This window comes from Burkholderia sp. Ed8 (assembly GCF_040761425.1).
Taxonomy (GTDB): Bacteria; Pseudomonadota; Gammaproteobacteria; order Burkholderiales; family Burkholderiaceae; genus Burkholderia; species Burkholderia seminalis.
Window position 1 is genome coordinate 2465999 of the sequence record NZ_CP142886.1, and the last position, 15618, is coordinate 2481616.

The following is a 15618-nucleotide window of genomic DNA, read 5'->3' on the forward strand; positions in this document are numbered from 1 at the left end:
AAATTAAGTGAATATGAAATTAATGATTGAAATTTTCAACATAAAATATGTCTGTATTTTGTTTATCAATCAGTTTAAGAAGTCATGAGCTCTATCGATAATTCCGCGATCCGACTGATCTGCTTTCCGCATGCAGGTGGAAGTAGTCGGACTTATATTCCATGGAAGCAGTATGCGTCATTTCTTGAAATTGTAACTGTTCCACTTCCTGGCCGAAATTTCCCCACGGGTAGTCAAACGCCAACCAACTTTGCAGAACTTAGCGAGGCGCTGATGCACCACGTTCGACAAATGGTAAATGGGGTTCCATATGCATTATTTGGTCATAGTATGGGGGCATTGTTAGCGTATGAGGTCACACGTTTGATTGAAAAAGCAGCGGCGCGATTGCCCATGGCGGTTTTCGTGTCTGGATGCCGATCACCTCAACGTTGGACGCAACATGGATGTCGATCATCCTGGACAGATTCCTACATACTTTCTAACTTGGTTGAGTTGGGGGTACTCCTAAAGAGCTTGTAGAACATAAAGAGATGCGCGAGATTCTTCTTCCCATCTTGCGATATGACTACGCGATGATTGACAGTTATGTATATAAGCATACAGACGCTCTTCGCTCTTCGATTGGCGTTTTGGGTGGTCTCGAAGATGCGGATGTGACGCTAGAAGATCTCAATGGTTGGCTGCAGCTAAGTTGCGGCCGCACACAATTAAAGACGTTTTCAGGAGGGCACTTTTTTTTGAATTCGGAAATGAAAGAAGTCGTGACGTTTGTTGAGAGATTTCTGGATATTGAAAGAGGGGTTTGAGGGTATTTGCGCAAGCCGGTGTAAGTCGCATTAGATTCGTGTGGCTGTTTTATATTGGAAGGCTTTTGGCTAACTAATAAATGACTGCAATGAAGAACGGTACGATCTTTCTATTTCGGGAATTCGCATGGAAGTTTCGCGCGTTGATTCTCATAAAAGGGATAAAGAGTAGCCCTCGGCGAATTCCGGGAAGGGCCGTCGCTGGAATTCTTGCGGGTATGGGGCCGGAGGCGGGGGCAAAGTTCGTTGAGATGTTCGTTCGATGTTGCACAGCCGAACTTGACTCGCAAGGTACCTATATTTGTGACCAGGCCTATCCAGAACATTGGGTCGCCCAAATACCCTTCAGTGACAGAAGCGTGGCGCTAACATCATCCGATCGCGGGGTAGACAAGCTTTTGAGTGAGTTTACCGAGGTGACTGCTCGTTTTGTCAAGTTGGGGGTAACTCACATCGCGATACCGTGTAATACGGCACATGCTTGGCATGAGAAGTTGGAAGTCCTTTTTCCTAGCATCGAGTTTTTACATATTGGTCGGGAAGTTGCTCAGTTTTTGACAGAGCAGAAAATTACCCGGACTGTTCTTCTTGCAACGCAGGGAACTTATCGATCGGGTATATATCAACAGACATTGGCATTGCACGGTATCGTGTGCTATGTGCCTTCTAATGACGCGCAGATGCTACTTATGAAAGGAATATACGAGGGAGTAAAAGCCGGCGACATAGGGTTTGCGCAGAAGTGCTTTTCGCAGGTTGCGGCAGACCTTAGTGAGGAGTATGACTGCAATTCGTTTATTCTTGGTTGTACGGAAATTCCCTTGGCCTTCGTAGCGCCCTCTGATGAATGTGTGGCAATAGACGCTGGATTGGTACTTGCTAGAGCACTTGCCCGACACTGTGTCAAACATGGGTCAAACGAGGAGCCGGATCAGTGATCGTAGTGGCATATGCTGAAACATAAATTTTGTTGCTTCATTGTCGTGAGTTAGTTTCGTGAGCTGTTCTTCACAACGTCCTCGGTTGCGCCAGGGATGGCCATCGAGTAACTAATCAGTATTTCTCGAGGTGAGAATATGACAAACCAAACAAGCACTTCCTTGTTCAAAGTCGTGGTCAACGAAGAAGGGCAGTACTCGATATGGCCTGCCGACCGCCACCTGCCGGAGGGGTGGATTGCCCATGGCGAAGCGAGCCCGCGTGAGCAGTGTCTTAGCCAGATTGACTCAATCTGGCTCGATATGCGTCCTAAATCACTACGGGTTAAAGCGGAGAGCAATTGAAGCACGTATACCTTTGGCGTAGACGGTTGATATTAATCGGAAAAGACGTGCCTCCCGTAATTTAATCATTTATCTACAAAGGCGAAAACTCATGCCGTATCTACAGCAACTAGTTCTACCTCAGCCGGCTAGAGTCATTGTCCTAAACGGAGCATCGAGTGCAGGCAAGACTACATTGGCGAAAGCGATGCAGGCTCTTTGGGGGGCACCACTTCATCACGTTCAACTCGATGCATTCAGAGATATGGAGCCGCCCGACTATTGGACAGGGTGGGAGGGGCGGGAAAAGATGGAAACGGAGCTGATGTTATGCGCGCTGTGTTGTGCCATGTACGCAGCCGTTGGTGAGTACGCGAAGTATGGTCAAGAGGTAGTTTTGGATACTGTCCTTAGCAACGCACGTGCAAGGCACTTACTTGTCGAAAATCTCGCCCACATTCCTGTATATCTCATCGCAGTGAAGTGTGATGCTGCTGAACTGGCGCGGCGCGAGAGTGCCCGGAGCGATCGTAGTGTTGGTTTGGCGGCCAGTCAGGTGGATTGGATCCACAAATCGATGCAATACGATTTTGAAGTAGATACTACTGGAAAGGAAGTGGATAAGGTCGCTGCTGAAATATCAAACTGGCTGGCCGATAATCCCTTGCCATTGGCATTTGAGCGGCTCAACACGCAGTTAAATTCCGGTTAAATTTGGTGTTGTAAAGAGGCGTGGCTTGTGCGGATATCGGCCAACTCTTGAGGTGGCTGAAATTCGTGCAGATATTTATGAGAGATGACTCGAAATTTCATGGATGGAAGGTGCACGGAGTAGATTCTGGTTGGATGAATGTGCATTCGGAAAATCTCCCGTGAGAGCACTTCGTTAAGTGTGGAATCGGGCCATGTTGCTAGTAAACTGGAGAGGAAAGGTATGAAATCTGGAATGAATGGTGGGTTCGGCGAGTTCGAGTCAGGAAATAAATCCGGTTTTGATTTCCGGTTGAATGAGCAGGATATTGAAAATTTTAGGCGAGAAAGTGTGATTAATCTCGGGAAGGTCTTTTCAGACGAGGAAATGAAGAGTGTTCAAGAATCATTTGATGGTGTCTGTGCAGATCCGAATCACATTGATGTCATCACTGAGAGTGGCTCGGGGATTGTCAGGAGTGTGATGGGTTGGGAAAACGCAAATCCTCTTCTCGCACATTTTGCTACAGATATTCGGATTCTTGGGGCCGTCCAATCGATAATTGGTGAGGATGTGGTTTTTCATCAAACGAAATACAATCCCAAGGCGCCCAGTGGGGCTGGGGAAAAATGGGATCCTCATCGCGGTATCACGTTTTGGCATTACTTGGACGGCGTGCCAGATCCGACCAAAATCGTCTCTATTTTTATTGCGGTTACCGATCAAACAAAAGAAAATGGGGCGACTTATACGTGGAAGCGCGCTCATCACATGAGTATGGATGATCTTAGGGATGAGACTGATTTCAGTAATCGTCAAGATGGAGATAATAGTTCTGACACTGGGGCATATTTGTCGCTCCAGATAAAGCCAGAGAAAATCGCGGAATACGATCGGAAATTCGAGAAAATCTACCTTGAAGGTCCGGCTGGTACTGCTTGGATTCTCGATTCGAGGAATCTCCACGCCTCGCAACCGAATCTCTCCAATAAAGTTCGCGTCCTAGTGGCAAACGTCTACCGTAGTGTAGATAACCATCCAATTCATCCTAGGGATAATATTAACCTGTGTAATACGGGGTGTACCCCGATTAAGCCGGCAAAGGGTGAATTCGCGTGAATCCTCGGGAAGGAGTGGCGCGAAACGAAGTGGATTTTGTATTTAATGAACTAGGTAGGTAAAGTCTTTGGTCGCGTTCGCGCAAAATGTGTAGTTGTGAGTTGACGTTCGAAATTAATGTGCTGCTTCTTCGGTGGTCGGAACGAGGGTCTTGGGCTCTGTCGCGTTATCGCGACAGAGCATCATGCTGCCTGTCGCTTATTAGGGGTATTCTTTATGCCGGGGTGCGGTGTGGCGAGTCGATGAACATCGATGTTTTAGAGTGAATTTTATGGGGCGAGAGATTTCTGTTTGTATTTGACGTTTTGCCCTATTTTCGTGATCGTCCAGCGATGGTCAATCGTGCTTGTGCTGCTCGGTGACTGGACTCGCTATTTTCTTGTCGATGGTGTGCTCGTGCTGTCCCGGGGACGCATTAGTCATAGATGGTTTCTGCGTGCGCATTCTCGTCCATTTCGTTATTTTATTCATGGCTATATGAGGGCCGTTTTTTAAATCGGTCATAGTGCGCCCACTTCAGAGTCGCGTTCGCAATCCAAAATTTCGGAGGATCGGTTTATGACATTCTGGCTGCTTCAACTAGCCATCATCGTCGCGGCGTGCGGATGCTTCGGCGCGCTTGCAAGGCGCATCGGCCAGTCACGTGTTGTTGGCGAGATCGTCGCGGGTATCGTGCTTGGGCCGTCGATCATCGGTGCTATCACACCGGAGTTCTACGCGACTGTGTTCGGGCCGTCTGCATCGGCTGGCATCTCCCAGCTCGGTGAGGTTGGCGTCGTCATGTTGATGTTCGATGTCGGCCTGCATCTCGAACTCGGCAAGAAAGGCGATGGACTGAAATCGTTCCAACCCGCACTGCTCGTCGCTGCATGTGGGATGGCATTGCCGTTTGTCCTCGGTATCGGCGCCGCATTGTGGTCGCGGTCAGCGCTCGCGGCGAACTACCCGAAACTCGAATATGTCCTGTTTTGCGGTGTCGCGCTGTCCGTATCTGCTGTCCCCGTGATGGCGAAGATTGTGTTCGACTTGAACCTTACCCGTCATCCGGCTGCTAGGCTTGCGTTGGGGGCCGCGATGATTACCGACCTCGCCGGCTGGATTGCGCTCGGTGTTGTCGCATCGCTATCAGTGGCGGGATCGGGTGCAATCAGTTTTGTCGTCGTAATCGCCGAACTGCTTGGTTTTGGCGTCGTATCAATCCTGCTCGTGAAGTTCATTGTGCGGCCGCTGTGCAGGCGCGCCAAGTCTCCCGGCGAATGCCTGTCGATTGTCGTACCATACATCTTCGCTTCCGCGTGGGGAACTGCGGCGCTCGGGTTTCACAGCTTGTTCGGCGCGTTGTTCGCGGCGATCCTACTGGGAGACTTGGCCAATTTGCGCGAAAACTGGGATGCGTATTTTGGCAGCTTCGTACGTATGATTTTGCTGCCTGTGTTCTTCGCGTACGCTGGACTGCACGCGAAGCTTAGCGTGCTAACGACGTCAGCCGCGTGGTTCTGGTTTGCGGTGTTCTTTTTCGTCGCGTTCGTTGGCAAGTTCGGGGGCTCGTTTCTCGGCGCGCGCGCAGGCGGTACCGGAACGCGCGATGCCGCAATCATCGGATCGTTGATGAATACGCGAGGCCTGATGGAGCTAGTCGTACTCGCGATGGGGCTGCAGATGGGCGTGCTGCCCGAAAATGTCTACGCGATCCTTGTGACGATGGCGCTCGTGACCACAGCAATGACAATTCCGTTTGTGCGCTTGTTTAATGACGGAAGCACGTACCACATACTGCGCGACGCTCGGCACGTTACCTCATCCGATCCACATTGACTGATACGGCGAACGGTCCTGGGGTGTCCGATTAGCGGCTAGGCTCGATATGACTTCGCATGTTCACGCAACTTGCACGGGATTGTTTACGCCGACCGGAAATTGAGCCACTTGTAGGGATCGCGCCGACTGAAAACTGAGCCGGGCAATCAACCTATCCTGCTAGCTTTTCAGGCAGGGTGTTTGGGGATGATCCCGATGACCATGATTGGCAAGGTGCGGCGTATGTTCCACCGCCAGAACAAGTCGGTACGCGAGATATCGCGTCTCACAAGCCTATCGCGCAACACGATTAGCAAATACCTGAACGTGGATGTTCAGTACGCGGTCTTTTAACGACGCCCCTCAGTGGTTGAGGGCAGCAGGCATTCTCCAAGGCATGAGATCGGCGTAAGCACGAGACCAGTACCGTCTGTGAACGCTCGGTGACGAGTGCCATGATGTCCTGTGAAGGACACGAATGACCAGTCGTGTCCACGATAGGAGTTGTGGACAGAGTGACTCAGACAGTCGAGATCCCGCCGAAACGGCAAACTCGCCGACATCCCACGGAATGGAAGCGGACCATCGTCGCGCTGACATTCGAGCCCGGCGCATCGGTCGCCCGTGTTGCTCGCGAGAACGGCATCAATGCCAATCAGGTGTGGGCATGGCGTCGCCTCCATGCGCAAGGCCTGCTAACGGACGATGCGATTCCAGACGCAATGCTGCCGGTTGTCGTCAACGAACCGTCTCAGCCGTCGATGGCGCTCGAGGTGCCGACTGCGACCGACAACATACCGTCCGGCTCGATCCAGATCCAGCATGGCAAGACGTCGATTCGCATCGAAGGCGCGCCAGACCCGGACGTGCTGCGTTCTGTTCTCGATCGCATTTTACGATGATCGGTCTGCCTCAAAACACGCGGATCTGGATCGCGGCGGGCGTCACCGATATGCGATGCGGCTTCAATTCGTTGGCCGCGAAGGTACAGACGGTGCTGGAGAAAGATCCGTTCTCTGGACACGTGTTCGTGTTCCGGGGCAAGCGCGGTGACCTGCTGAAGTGCTTGTATTGGAGCGACGGCGGGCTATGTTTATTGGCGAAGCGGCTCGAGAAGGGGCGTTTTGCGTGGCCGCGTGCTGACGCCGGCGTGGTCGCGCTCACAACCGCCCAACTGTCGCTCTTGCTCGAGGGTTTCGATTGGCGGCAGCCGGTCGAAGCCGCGCGCCCACGCAGCGCGCTGTAAACCATTGTTAACTGGTGCTCGCGTGATCATGGGCAGTCGTAAACTGTCCTCATGGAATCGACCTCGACCGCGCTGCCCGACGACATCGACGCTTTGAAAGCGTTGCTGCGTGAGCGCGACGCCCAGGTCGCCGAGCTGCGGCAGCAACTCTCGTCGCGCTCACTTGAGATCGAGCACCTAAAGCTCACGATCGCGAAACTGCGCCGCATGCAGTTCGGCCGTAAATCGGAGAAGCTGGATCGTCAGATCGAGCAGCTCGAATTGCGGCTGGAGGATCTGCAGGCCGACGAAGGCGCCGCCGATGTAGCAGCCGCTCCCGAGGCAAAGCGGCCGCGCCGCGAAGGTCCGAGCCGCAAGCCGCTACCCGAACATCTTGAACGCGAAGAGCGCGTCCATCTGCCCGCCGATGATGACTGCCCCGATTGCGGTGGACAGCTCAAGCCGTTGGGCGAAGACGTCGCGGAGCAACTCGAATACGTGCGTGCGCACTTCCGTGTGATCCGTCATCGCCGCCCGAAGCTGGCCTGCGCGCGCTGCGATCGCATCGTGCAGGCTGCGGCGCCGAGCCGCCCGATCGATCGGGGCATCCCGGGTCCGGCGCTGCTCGCCCACATCGCCGTGTCGAAGTTCGCGTACCACCTTCCGCTGCACCGCCAGGCGGTGATGTACGCGCGTGACGGCGTCGAGATCGATCCCGGCGCGATGGGCTACTGGATGGGCAGCATCACGGCGCTGCTCGCACCGTTGGTCGACGCCGTGCGCCGCTACACGCTGGCCTGCGGTAAGGTGCATGCGGACGACACTCCGCTGCCGGTGCTGGCGCCGGGCAACGGTCGAACGAAGACAGGACGTCTCTGGGTCTACGTGCGCGATGATCGGCCGAGCGGCTCCGACGAACCGCCGGCGGCCTGGTTCGCCTACACGTCAGATCGCCGCGGTGAGCATCCGCAGCGACATCTCGCTGACTTCACTGGTGTGCTGCAGGCCGATGCGTTCGCGGGCTATGCCGAGCTATATCTCGACGGGCGCGTCCAGGAAGCCGCATGTATGGCTCACGCGCGCCGGAAGATCCACGACCTGCATGCGGTGCGCCCCAACGCCGTGACGGAGGAGGCGCTGCGCCGGATCGGCGCGCTCTACAAGATCGAAGAGCAGATCCGCGGCAAGCCGCCCGACGAACGGCGCAGTGTGCGCCAAGCGCGGGCGGTGCCGCTGCTCGACGACATGAAGCGTTGGTTCGAAGCGACGCTCGCCAACCTCTCTGCAAAATCTGACACGACCAAGGCGATTCGGTACGCGCTGAATCGCTGGCCAGCGCTCGTCTACTACTGCAGCGATGGGTGTGCGGAGATCGACAACCTGATTGCCGAGCGAGCATTGCGAGCCGTCGCTCTCGGACGGCGGAACTATCTGTTCGCCGGCGCCGACTCCGGTGGCGAACGTGCCGCCGCGATGTATAGCCTGATTGGCACGGCGCGCTTAAACGGCCTCGATCCCGAGGCGTATCTCGCCTACGTGCTCGAGCGCATCGCCGACTATCCGGCTAACCGCGTCGACGAGCTGCTGCCGTGGAACGTGGCGCCGTCGCTGCCGCCTACTGCTCGCGTCGACCCCATCCGATAGCGTCGCAGAGCTCCGCAGTCAACAACCTGCACTACGGTACTGCTCGGGCGCTTACAGATCGGCGTAGTCGTCGGCAGTTGCAGCGAGCGGCAACCTGGTGAACAGCCAGACCAGATAGCGATACGGCTCGATGCCGTTCGCCTTGCACGTCTCGACGAGGGAGTACAGGTTGGCACTGGCCTGCGCGCCGGCGACAGTATCGGAGAACAGCCAGCCCTTGCGGCCGACGACGAACGGCCGGATCGCGTTCTCGCACAGGTTGTTCGAGATCGGCCAGTTGCCGTTACCGACGTAGCGGACCAGCTTGGGCCACTGTCCGCTCATGTACTGCAATGCCTTGCCGAGCAGACTCGACGGCACGACGCCTGGCAGATGCTCGACCAGCATGCGCTCGATGATGGTGAGCACGCGGGCGCTGTACCGGGCACGCAGTCGCTGCCGGCGTTCAGACTTCCACTTCGCGCTGCGCGCCTCGGCCGCGAACAGCTTGCCGATCAGCACGACGAAGCGCGTCGCCAGTAGGTCCGGCGAGCGTGCCGCCTTCGGCACCGACTCCTCGGCCTTGATGAAGCCGCGGCGCACGTGTGCCCAGCATCCGAGATGCACGAGCTGGTGATCGTGGGCGATGCCGTTGTAGAGCTCGTACCCGTCAGTCATCAGCACGGTGCCAGGCTGCACGCCGGCATAGAGCTTCTGCGCATGCTGGGCGCCGCGCCCCGGCGAGTACGAGAACATCCGCACAGGCGGCCCCGAGCTGTTGACCTGCGCCCACAGGTAACTCTTCGCCTGCGGCCTTCGTCCCGGCTCCTTCAGCACCTGGAACGTTGTCTCGTCGCCGTAGATCAGGTCCGATTCGAGCAGCGCGTCGCGCATCAGATTGATCACCGGCTGCGTGGCGAGCCCCACCCGCACTACGCTGGCGGCCAGCGTGTTCGACGAGATGGCGCCGCCGAAGCGACGCAGCAGCGTGGCCTGGCGATACAGCGGCATGCCGTACTGGTACTTGCCGGTGATGATCCACGCCAGCGCGGATTCCGTGAGCAGCCCGCGAGGGATGATACGCGCCGGTGCGGGCGTGACCTTGATACCGAGATCGCAGCATGGGCACGCGTATTTGACCCGTTGGTGCTGAACGACGCACACTTGCTCGGGAATCACGTCGAGCTGTTCGCTCGTTTCCACGCCGATCTCGACGAGAGCATGGCCATCATGCGCGCAGAACCGTTCGGACTCGGGCAACTCGTGTCGCACGACCTCGCGCGGCAGGTTCGGATCGAGTGGTTTGCGCCCACGCTTGCCGCGCGTGTGAGCGGCGACCGATGTGCCGGGCATATCCTCGCGCGCGGGCGCGTCGGTAGTCGTCGCCAGCGCCTCGGCTTCGTTGAACAGACCGAGCTGGTCAGCATGGCGCGCTTCGCTCGATGCGCCGAACAGTTCGTGCTTGTAGGCCCGCAGTTTCTCCTCGGCCAGATCGCGCTGAGCCGTCACGAGTCGAAGCTCACCGCGCAGCGCATCGCGTTCGGCGCTCGCGGCAATCAGCGCCTCGTACTCCTCGGCGCTCAACATGACGGGATTGTTCGGCATGGCCGGTTAGACCATGTCGCCCTCGTCGTGTTCAGCTCATCCGCGCGTAATATCGCTGGGGATGCTTCTGGATCACGGCCAGGTCGATTCCGTCGAGCAGCCAGTGCAACTGCTCAGCGCTGAGCGTGATCGTGTCGCCTCCGTTCGGCCAGACGAAGCGGTCGGCTTCGAGTCGCTTGAGCAGCAACCAGAAGCCGTTGCCGCCCCAGCCGAGAATCTTGATGCGATCGCGTCGTCGGTTGCCGAACACGAACAGCGCCGAGGTCATCAGATTCAGGCGCATCGCCTGTTCGACCAGAATCGACAACCCGTTGATGCCCATGCGGAAGTCGACTGGATCGCGATGCAGATAAACCTTCAGCTCTTCGTCGAACCGGAACACGGCAGCCTCCCGAGCATCTGGATCACCGTGGCCAGCTCATCGACACTCGCCTCGCCGAGATCAAATTCGACACCATTGGACAAGCGCACATGTAACGAGAGCGCCATCAACGACGGGGCTGGTGGCAGTACTGGGGAAACGGCAGGCACGGTCGACGCAGTCGTGACGACAGGAACGAATGCCCGCGCTTCACTCATCGGAACCCGACGGGCAGTGCCCGGAATGTCGATCGATACGCCGTCGATCACCAGCGGGTCCGGCCTCGTTGGGGTTTGCAGCGTATGCTGCTGATGGCGCGAGATCCAGCGGCGCAACTGATTCGGATTGACGTCATGGTCCATAGCCGCCCGGGCGATCGATACCCCCGGCTTCAGGCAAAACTCGACCAGCTCCCGCACGGCATCTTCATCAAATTCCCGCCGGCCATCCCGTCGTTGGCCAACTACCAGTCTGCTTCGAAGGTCCTGTTTCTCTGTCATCATGGTCTGAGTGCATGTGTCCACGCGGACACTTAGCATCTGACCTTATGCCTACCATTGGTAGGGCGTCGTTTATTGACGGCTTACGATGTTCAGGAAGAACCGAAGTATCAACGGCGCGCGCAATCGACGACACGTTTGCCGACCCACAAGGCCAGCGACATCGACGCGCTGCTGCCGCATAGCTGGCAACCTCTCTCGACCGTCGCCTAAACTCGCTCGTCAAGATGGGTTGGCTGGCCGCTTACACTGCTCCGGCTAACGGGTAGTGTAGACCGAACGATGTGACGAGCGGCCTACCGGGACTTGTAGCTGAAAGCTCCGTCGGTGTTGGCGTAGGGATTCGCCTCCTTGCGCCGGGTAGCCGAATTCAGATCGGACATACCCATCTGCTCACGCAATGGCGCCGGAGTGGTCTTTCCCGGCTTCGCGTCAGCCTTGATGTCTTCGATCCCGCTCCCCCACACGTTCAGCATGCCCTTGGCTACTTCCCGGAAGATTGGGTAACGTTCCGCGTATTCGGTGACCATCGGTGAGACTTTGTGCACCGCGCTCGTGATCCGCTCGCGCGCTTCGTCCATATCGCCCTTGCTCAAGCCCAGCCGGGCACCCCCGTATGCCGCCAGCATGCGACCCGACGCCCATACGCGTTTTCCATTCAGCGTCAACGCGGGCAGATGCGTCTGATACTTCGGGTAGACGGTCCCGCTCAAAACGTCATAAACCGGAGCAAGCCGAACGTCATCCCCGCTTGAATAGACGAGCGCGAAGTTCTTCAGGTGAGCGTCGGCATTGCGAATCGCATAGTTCAGCAGGATTAGCGTGTAGAGACGCCGCGCAGTGTCCTTGAACGTCTCACGCGGCACATAGTACGCGGTGAGCTTGGCAAGGTCCTCCAGCGACCCTCTGTATTTGTCGACGGCATTGTTTGATTTGAGAGAGCAGTAGTCCTCGACCGCAAGTACCTGGTCATTTGTTTGGCGGTCAAAGCGACGTACGGCTAGCACCTGCCCGTCGTCGGACAATCGCGTCTCAGGCACCTCAAGGCCAGCTTCGCGAGCCACTTCAAGGCACAGGTATTCGTTGATCGCGAGCCCTGGTAGATCCTCGAATCCTGTCTTCACGATGAACTCGTCGGTCCAGACCGTTGCCCGGTCGTCTGGCCGAATGAGCGCCTTGGGCATGACGCCCGAGACCCCTTCCGTGATCCCGCCCTCAAGCTGGCGCAGAAGGTTGTCGCGTGAGTCGGCCGCCGCAAGTAGCCCAGCCATATCGGCTTTGCTGGCGACGATCGCAGGTGTAACGCCTCTCGGAACGACCTGGACACGCCCGATCGTGTTTGCGCCAGTAAGCGCAAGCAGACCAATATCACTCACGTCAGCGTGAGGGCCAAGACGGCGAATCATCAGATCCTTCTTGAAGCCTTCCGGCAGATTCATTTGGAAGAAGGGGTGCAGCGTCTTCCAGCCATATGATTCCGCACGCACGGGCATGAGCAGGGATACGAGGTCTGTCGCCGGAACATCGGGAAGGTAGGTGAAGACGTATTTGCCGGCCTCCTCGGCTAACGTGCCAATCTGCTGACCATTCACATACACGTCAAGGGGGGCGCGGGTCACGACTGGCCCTCCGTGGCCTTCAGGCGTTGAGCGGCGTTCAGACGCACGCGCTGGCGAGGCGGCGCGTTGTCTGATTCGATGGGCTCAATCAGGACGTCGTCGAGCGTGCGCCGATGGCCAGGCCGGCGGGCGATCAGTTCCAGGCCGACCGCGTCGAACAGGCTGAGCATCTTGACGGCGCCGATTTCTGGCAGCGCCCCCGTCTCAAACGTGCTGATGCGGCCGCGCGTCACGCCGGTGATATCGGCAACCTGTTGTTGGGTCAGATTGGCGGCCATACGCGCACGGCGGAAGGCCTCACCCAGTTCGGCAAGGTTCATGTTCAGTATCCGGTACATTAACGCGAATTTAGTTACTAACGTATCATATAGCATACATTGCATCTCTGCAAGTAACGTCTCATATGTTAGGCATTAACAAGGATTAATCACGTAATGTTCACTATGTGATTCATAAAGACGGTGGCGGGAGGCGGCCAGCGCCGCCGCGCATTGCGAAAGCACGGGCCGCGAACCGCGTCGTGTAACTTTTGCGCATGCGCCATGAAACGTAGTCTCGCTAGCGCGAGGTGCATTCCATCTCAGCGGAGCGCAAACAGTTTCCACGCAGCCTCGGATGCAACGAGCCTTTCACGCGACTCCACAACGGACATTTGCTACCGCGCGTGGCTGTCTGCTTGCGTCGCCGAACGGATCGATAACGAGATAAGGAACCCTTACCGCTGCGGCACGATTGCCAGTCTAAACTCAGGTTCAACATGGACAGGTAGCCTCTGCGATTCAGCCTCGCGACGAAAGGGTGTCGTTCATTGATCGCGTACGTTCGTACGCCGCCGAGCTGACCCAGATCTGCCGTGCCGGTATGACTGCTCCGAAAGCAACGGAATGCTATCAGCCCGATCACGTGGGAGCGAGGCAATCGGCAACTACCACCCTCGGCGCGATTCGGCGGCGGCTGATGAGGATTGCTCGGTAGCTCGTTCAACCGGATTTGGTCGACGTGCTTACCTATTTAAATGGTGATCGGATGCTGCTGTTGTTACGTGAGCGGGATGCCGTCTGACGGCGCGACATGCGTGACGGGGCCCGCCGGAACGCCGCGCTGACTTGGCGCGCGCGTTTCGCCTCTTCCCCGTGGAGATAGGTCGAGGTGGTTGCCACCGAGGCGTGGCGCAGGTTGTCTCGCACGACAACCAGCTCCACGCCGGCGTCGAGTGCATGCGTGGCATGCGTATGGCGCAGCCAGTGGGGGCTCGCGCACCGCAGCTTCGCCGCGAGTGCCGAATTGCGGGTGTTCACGCGCTCGGCGGTCTCCCGAAAAAACTCACCTAACACCTGCCGCAACCGCGCCGCACTGATGTGGGCCCCGCCAGGGCGTGCTGCACGATGGACCACATTGAGGTCGGCGACCAACGGGGTGGCTGGCTGCCAATGGGGGCGCCTGACCGGCAGACCCCGTGCCTTCAGCGTGCGCCGTAGCGCGTCCCGCGCGAGCGGCGGCAGGGCCACGCGCCCCGATTTCGCCCCTTTTCCCATTACCTCGAGCCATAACGCGCCGCGGGCGTCCGTCGCGATGTCGCCCAGCGTTGCGGCCACCAGTTCCTGCACGCGCAGGCCGGTCGCGTAGCCGAAGTCGAGCACAAACCGCAGCCGCTCGGCAGCCGGGGCGCTCCAGCCGGTCCGCTCGAGCTGGTCGGCTGCAGTTCGCACGACCCGCCACTCCCGGTCAGTCAACGCCCGCCCGGTATCGAACGGCGCGCGCGTTGCGCCGCCGCGGACGGTCACCCCCGCAAACGGATTGAGCACGACATAGTGCTGGCCGACCAACCACCCGAAGAGCGCGCGCAGGACGGCCAGCGCATAGGCTGTTGAGCGCGTTGTCAGGTGCCCGGCAAACGGGCGCCAGGCCGGTGTGGCGCGCGGGCACGGCGGCCCGATCCAGCGCGCGGCGGGCGTCGGATGTCGCAAGAAGGTGCGATAGGCGATCGCGTCGTCGGTGGTGAGCGATGAAAGTGGAACGCGCCGTTCCACGATCGCCCACAGCAACAGCCGCTCCGCCTCGCGCCGGTAGGCACGTGCGGTGTGCGCCGATTCGTGCAGTGTCAGCCAAGCCTCGATCGCCTGGTAGTCGTTGGACGCGGCGAGGCCACAGGTGTCGCGCGGGGCCCGGAAGCGGCCGTGTGAGCCATCGAGGGCCGCGGGCAGGGACTCAAGTGACCATAGTGGGACGAGTTGAGCCCCGTCGGCCTCGTAGGCGACGAGCGTAGCGGCGCGCTGGACCAACGCGTGATGGGCGGCCAGGAAAGTCTCGAGGCGTTGCGCGCCCTGACGGCCGAGGCCCGCAATGTTCCGCCACCAGCGCTTGCGCCGCGCCCGGTGCACGAGCAGGTCGGCGAGCGAGTTGATGTGGGCGGTGGCGAGGGCGCGTGCGGTGCGCGGCGGCAGCCACCGGTTCACGGGGTCGGCTGGCAGCGGTGCGGGAATGGGCGTGGTGCGTAGCACGTCGAGGGCGACAACGACCTGCGCTGCATGGCGGGTGCGGTCCGCGGCCGGGTGCGTGAACAGTGGAATCAGGTCGTCGCGCTGGCGGGCCGTCGCGCATGCGACGAGCTGACGACGGATGCGGCCCAGGAGGCCACGCGACGATTGTCCATCGGCCTTGCGGTGCGGCAGGTAGCGCGCGACCGCCGCGCGGGCGGTGAGGCCTTCATGCCAGGCGCGCAGGGCGGCCAGCGACGCGAGATCGGGCAGGGCTGTCCCAGCGAAATTTCCGTCGCCCGGCCGTGCGGAGGAGGTCGGGGCAGTACACATGCATCCAGTTTAGGTCGCCCATAGGCTCCATGCGATAAGGATATTTATCGCAAACAGCCTGAGCAAGCATCCACCGCCGGACGCGTTACGTAGTCGCTTTCGGTCTTGGAATGGCGTTTTAACCAGTCTCGGTGCCGCGCGTACAGTTAGGTAGTCAGTGCTTTCCGATGGTTCGTCGGTATGGTCGACGAGCGCGA

General features: G+C 58.3%; 15 protein-coding genes and 1 pseudogene. 10 read left to right on the forward strand and 6 right to left on the reverse strand.

Features of this window, described 5'->3' with window-relative positions; translation table 11 throughout:
• The first annotated feature begins 84 nt into the window (after positions 1–84).
• From VXM69_RS25320 to VXM69_RS25365, 10 genes and pseudogenes are all read left to right on the forward strand, one after another.
• Positions 85–522, forward strand: a complete 438-nt coding sequence (locus tag VXM69_RS25320; protein WP_367189408.1) for a thioesterase II family protein — start codon at positions 85–87, stop codon at positions 520–522.
• Positions 510–809, forward strand: a pseudogene (locus VXM69_RS25325) (thioesterase II family protein); the annotation flags it as partial. The gene VXM69_RS25320 and the pseudogene VXM69_RS25325, both read left to right, overlap by 13 nt.
• A gap of 80 nt (positions 810–889) precedes the next feature.
• A complete protein-coding gene (locus tag VXM69_RS25330; protein ID WP_321968096.1) occupies positions 890–1747 on the forward strand; it encodes an amino acid racemase in 858 nt (285 codons plus the stop codon).
• 138 nt (positions 1748–1885) lie between these two features.
• Positions 1886–2092: an MbtH family protein gene (locus VXM69_RS25335; protein ID WP_367189409.1), complete on the forward strand. Its 207-nt coding sequence runs from the start codon at positions 1886–1888 to the stop codon at positions 2090–2092.
• A 91-nt stretch (positions 2093–2183) separates the two neighbouring features.
• Complete coding sequence (locus VXM69_RS25340; RefSeq protein WP_321968094.1) at positions 2184–2783, forward strand: AAA family ATPase; 600 nt, start codon at positions 2184–2186, stop codon at positions 2781–2783.
• Positions 2784–3005: 222 nt separating this feature from the next.
• Positions 3006–3881 carry a phytanoyl-CoA dioxygenase family protein gene (locus VXM69_RS25345; protein ID WP_367189410.1) on the forward strand — a complete coding sequence of 292 codons (876 nt, stop codon included), beginning with the start codon at positions 3006–3008 and terminating at the stop codon, positions 3879–3881.
• A 558-nt stretch (positions 3882–4439) separates the two neighbouring features.
• Complete coding sequence (locus VXM69_RS25350) at positions 4440–5696, forward strand: cation:proton antiporter (protein WP_321968092.1); 1257 nt, start codon at positions 4440–4442, stop codon at positions 5694–5696.
• Between the two features lie 470 nt (positions 5697–6166).
• Positions 6167–6580: a transposase gene (locus tag VXM69_RS25355; protein WP_080298168.1), complete on the forward strand. Its 414-nt coding sequence runs from the start codon at positions 6167–6169 to the stop codon at positions 6578–6580.
• Entirely contained in the window at positions 6577–6924 is a 348-nt protein-coding gene (gene tnpB, locus VXM69_RS25360; protein WP_038785480.1) for an IS66 family insertion sequence element accessory protein TnpB, read from the forward strand. The genes VXM69_RS25355 and tnpB (VXM69_RS25360) overlap by 4 nt, the downstream gene beginning before the upstream one ends.
• A 51-nt stretch (positions 6925–6975) precedes the next feature.
• Positions 6976–8547 (forward strand): IS66 family transposase, encoded by a 1572-nt coding sequence (locus tag VXM69_RS25365; RefSeq protein ID WP_367188812.1) that lies wholly within the window; start codon positions 6976–6978, stop codon positions 8545–8547.
• Between the two features lie 51 nt (positions 8548–8598).
• Here the strand turns inward: VXM69_RS25365 and VXM69_RS25370 are convergent, their stop codons facing one another.
• From VXM69_RS25370 to VXM69_RS25395, 6 genes are all read right to left on the reverse strand, one after another.
• Positions 8599–10131: an IS66 family transposase gene (locus tag VXM69_RS25370; protein WP_367189411.1), complete on the reverse strand. Its 1533-nt coding sequence runs from the start codon at positions 10129–10131 to the stop codon at positions 8599–8601.
• Positions 10132–10162: 31 nt separating this feature from the next.
• Positions 10163–10513, reverse strand: coding sequence for an IS66 family insertion sequence element accessory protein TnpB (gene tnpB, locus VXM69_RS25375; RefSeq protein WP_121863073.1), 351 nt, complete (start codon positions 10511–10513; stop codon positions 10163–10165).
• Entirely contained in the window at positions 10489–11031 is a 543-nt protein-coding gene (locus VXM69_RS25380) for a transposase (protein ID WP_175907237.1), read from the reverse strand. Before VXM69_RS25380 ends, tnpB (VXM69_RS25375) begins: the two co-directional genes overlap by 25 nt.
• A 257-nt stretch (positions 11032–11288) precedes the next feature.
• Positions 11289–12611, reverse strand: a complete 1323-nt coding sequence (locus VXM69_RS25385) for a type II toxin-antitoxin system HipA family toxin (protein WP_367189412.1) — start codon at positions 12609–12611, stop codon at positions 11289–11291.
• Positions 12608–12931: a helix-turn-helix transcriptional regulator gene (locus VXM69_RS25390; protein ID WP_321968090.1), complete on the reverse strand. Its 324-nt coding sequence runs from the start codon at positions 12929–12931 to the stop codon at positions 12608–12610. The genes VXM69_RS25385 and VXM69_RS25390 overlap by 4 nt, the downstream gene beginning before the upstream one ends.
• Positions 12932–13618: 687 nt before the next feature.
• Positions 13619–15421 carry a phage integrase family protein gene (locus VXM69_RS25395; RefSeq protein WP_367189413.1) on the reverse strand — a complete coding sequence of 601 codons (1803 nt, stop codon included), beginning with the start codon at positions 15419–15421 and terminating at the stop codon, positions 13619–13621.
• Between the last annotated feature and the right edge of the window lie 197 nt (positions 15422–15618).

Bases quoted from the DNA above. Each gene is read 5' to 3' on its own strand.
- VXM69_RS25320 (WP_367189408.1), top strand. From the start codon at position 85: ATGAGCTCTATCGATAATTCCGCGATCCGACTGATCTGCTTTCCGCAT.
- VXM69_RS25330 (WP_321968096.1), top strand. From the start codon at position 890: ATGACTGCAATGAAGAACGGTACGATCTTTCTATTTCGGGAATTCGCA.
- VXM69_RS25335 (WP_367189409.1), top strand. From the start codon at position 1,886: ATGACAAACCAAACAAGCACTTCCTTGTTCAAAGTCGTGGTCAACGAA.
- VXM69_RS25340 (WP_321968094.1), top strand. From the start codon at position 2,184: ATGCCGTATCTACAGCAACTAGTTCTACCTCAGCCGGCTAGAGTCATT.
- VXM69_RS25345 (WP_367189410.1), top strand. From the start codon at position 3,006: ATGAAATCTGGAATGAATGGTGGGTTCGGCGAGTTCGAGTCAGGAAAT.
- VXM69_RS25350 (WP_321968092.1), top strand. From the start codon at position 4,440: ATGACATTCTGGCTGCTTCAACTAGCCATCATCGTCGCGGCGTGCGGA.
- tnpB (WP_038785480.1), top strand. From the start codon at position 6,577: ATGATCGGTCTGCCTCAAAACACGCGGATCTGGATCGCGGCGGGCGTC.
- VXM69_RS25365 (WP_367188812.1), top strand. From the start codon at position 6,976: ATGGAATCGACCTCGACCGCGCTGCCCGACGACATCGACGCTTTGAAA.
- VXM69_RS25370 (WP_367189411.1), bottom strand. From the start codon at position 10,131: ATGCCGAACAATCCCGTCATGTTGAGCGCCGAGGAGTACGAGGCGCTG.
- VXM69_RS25380 (WP_175907237.1), bottom strand. From the start codon at position 11,031: ATGCTAAGTGTCCGCGTGGACACATGCACTCAGACCATGATGACAGAG.
- VXM69_RS25390 (WP_321968090.1), bottom strand. From the start codon at position 12,931: ATGAACCTTGCCGAACTGGGTGAGGCCTTCCGCCGTGCGCGTATGGCC.
- VXM69_RS25395 (WP_367189413.1), bottom strand. From the start codon at position 15,421: ATGTGTACTGCCCCGACCTCCTCCGCACGGCCGGGCGACGGAAATTTC.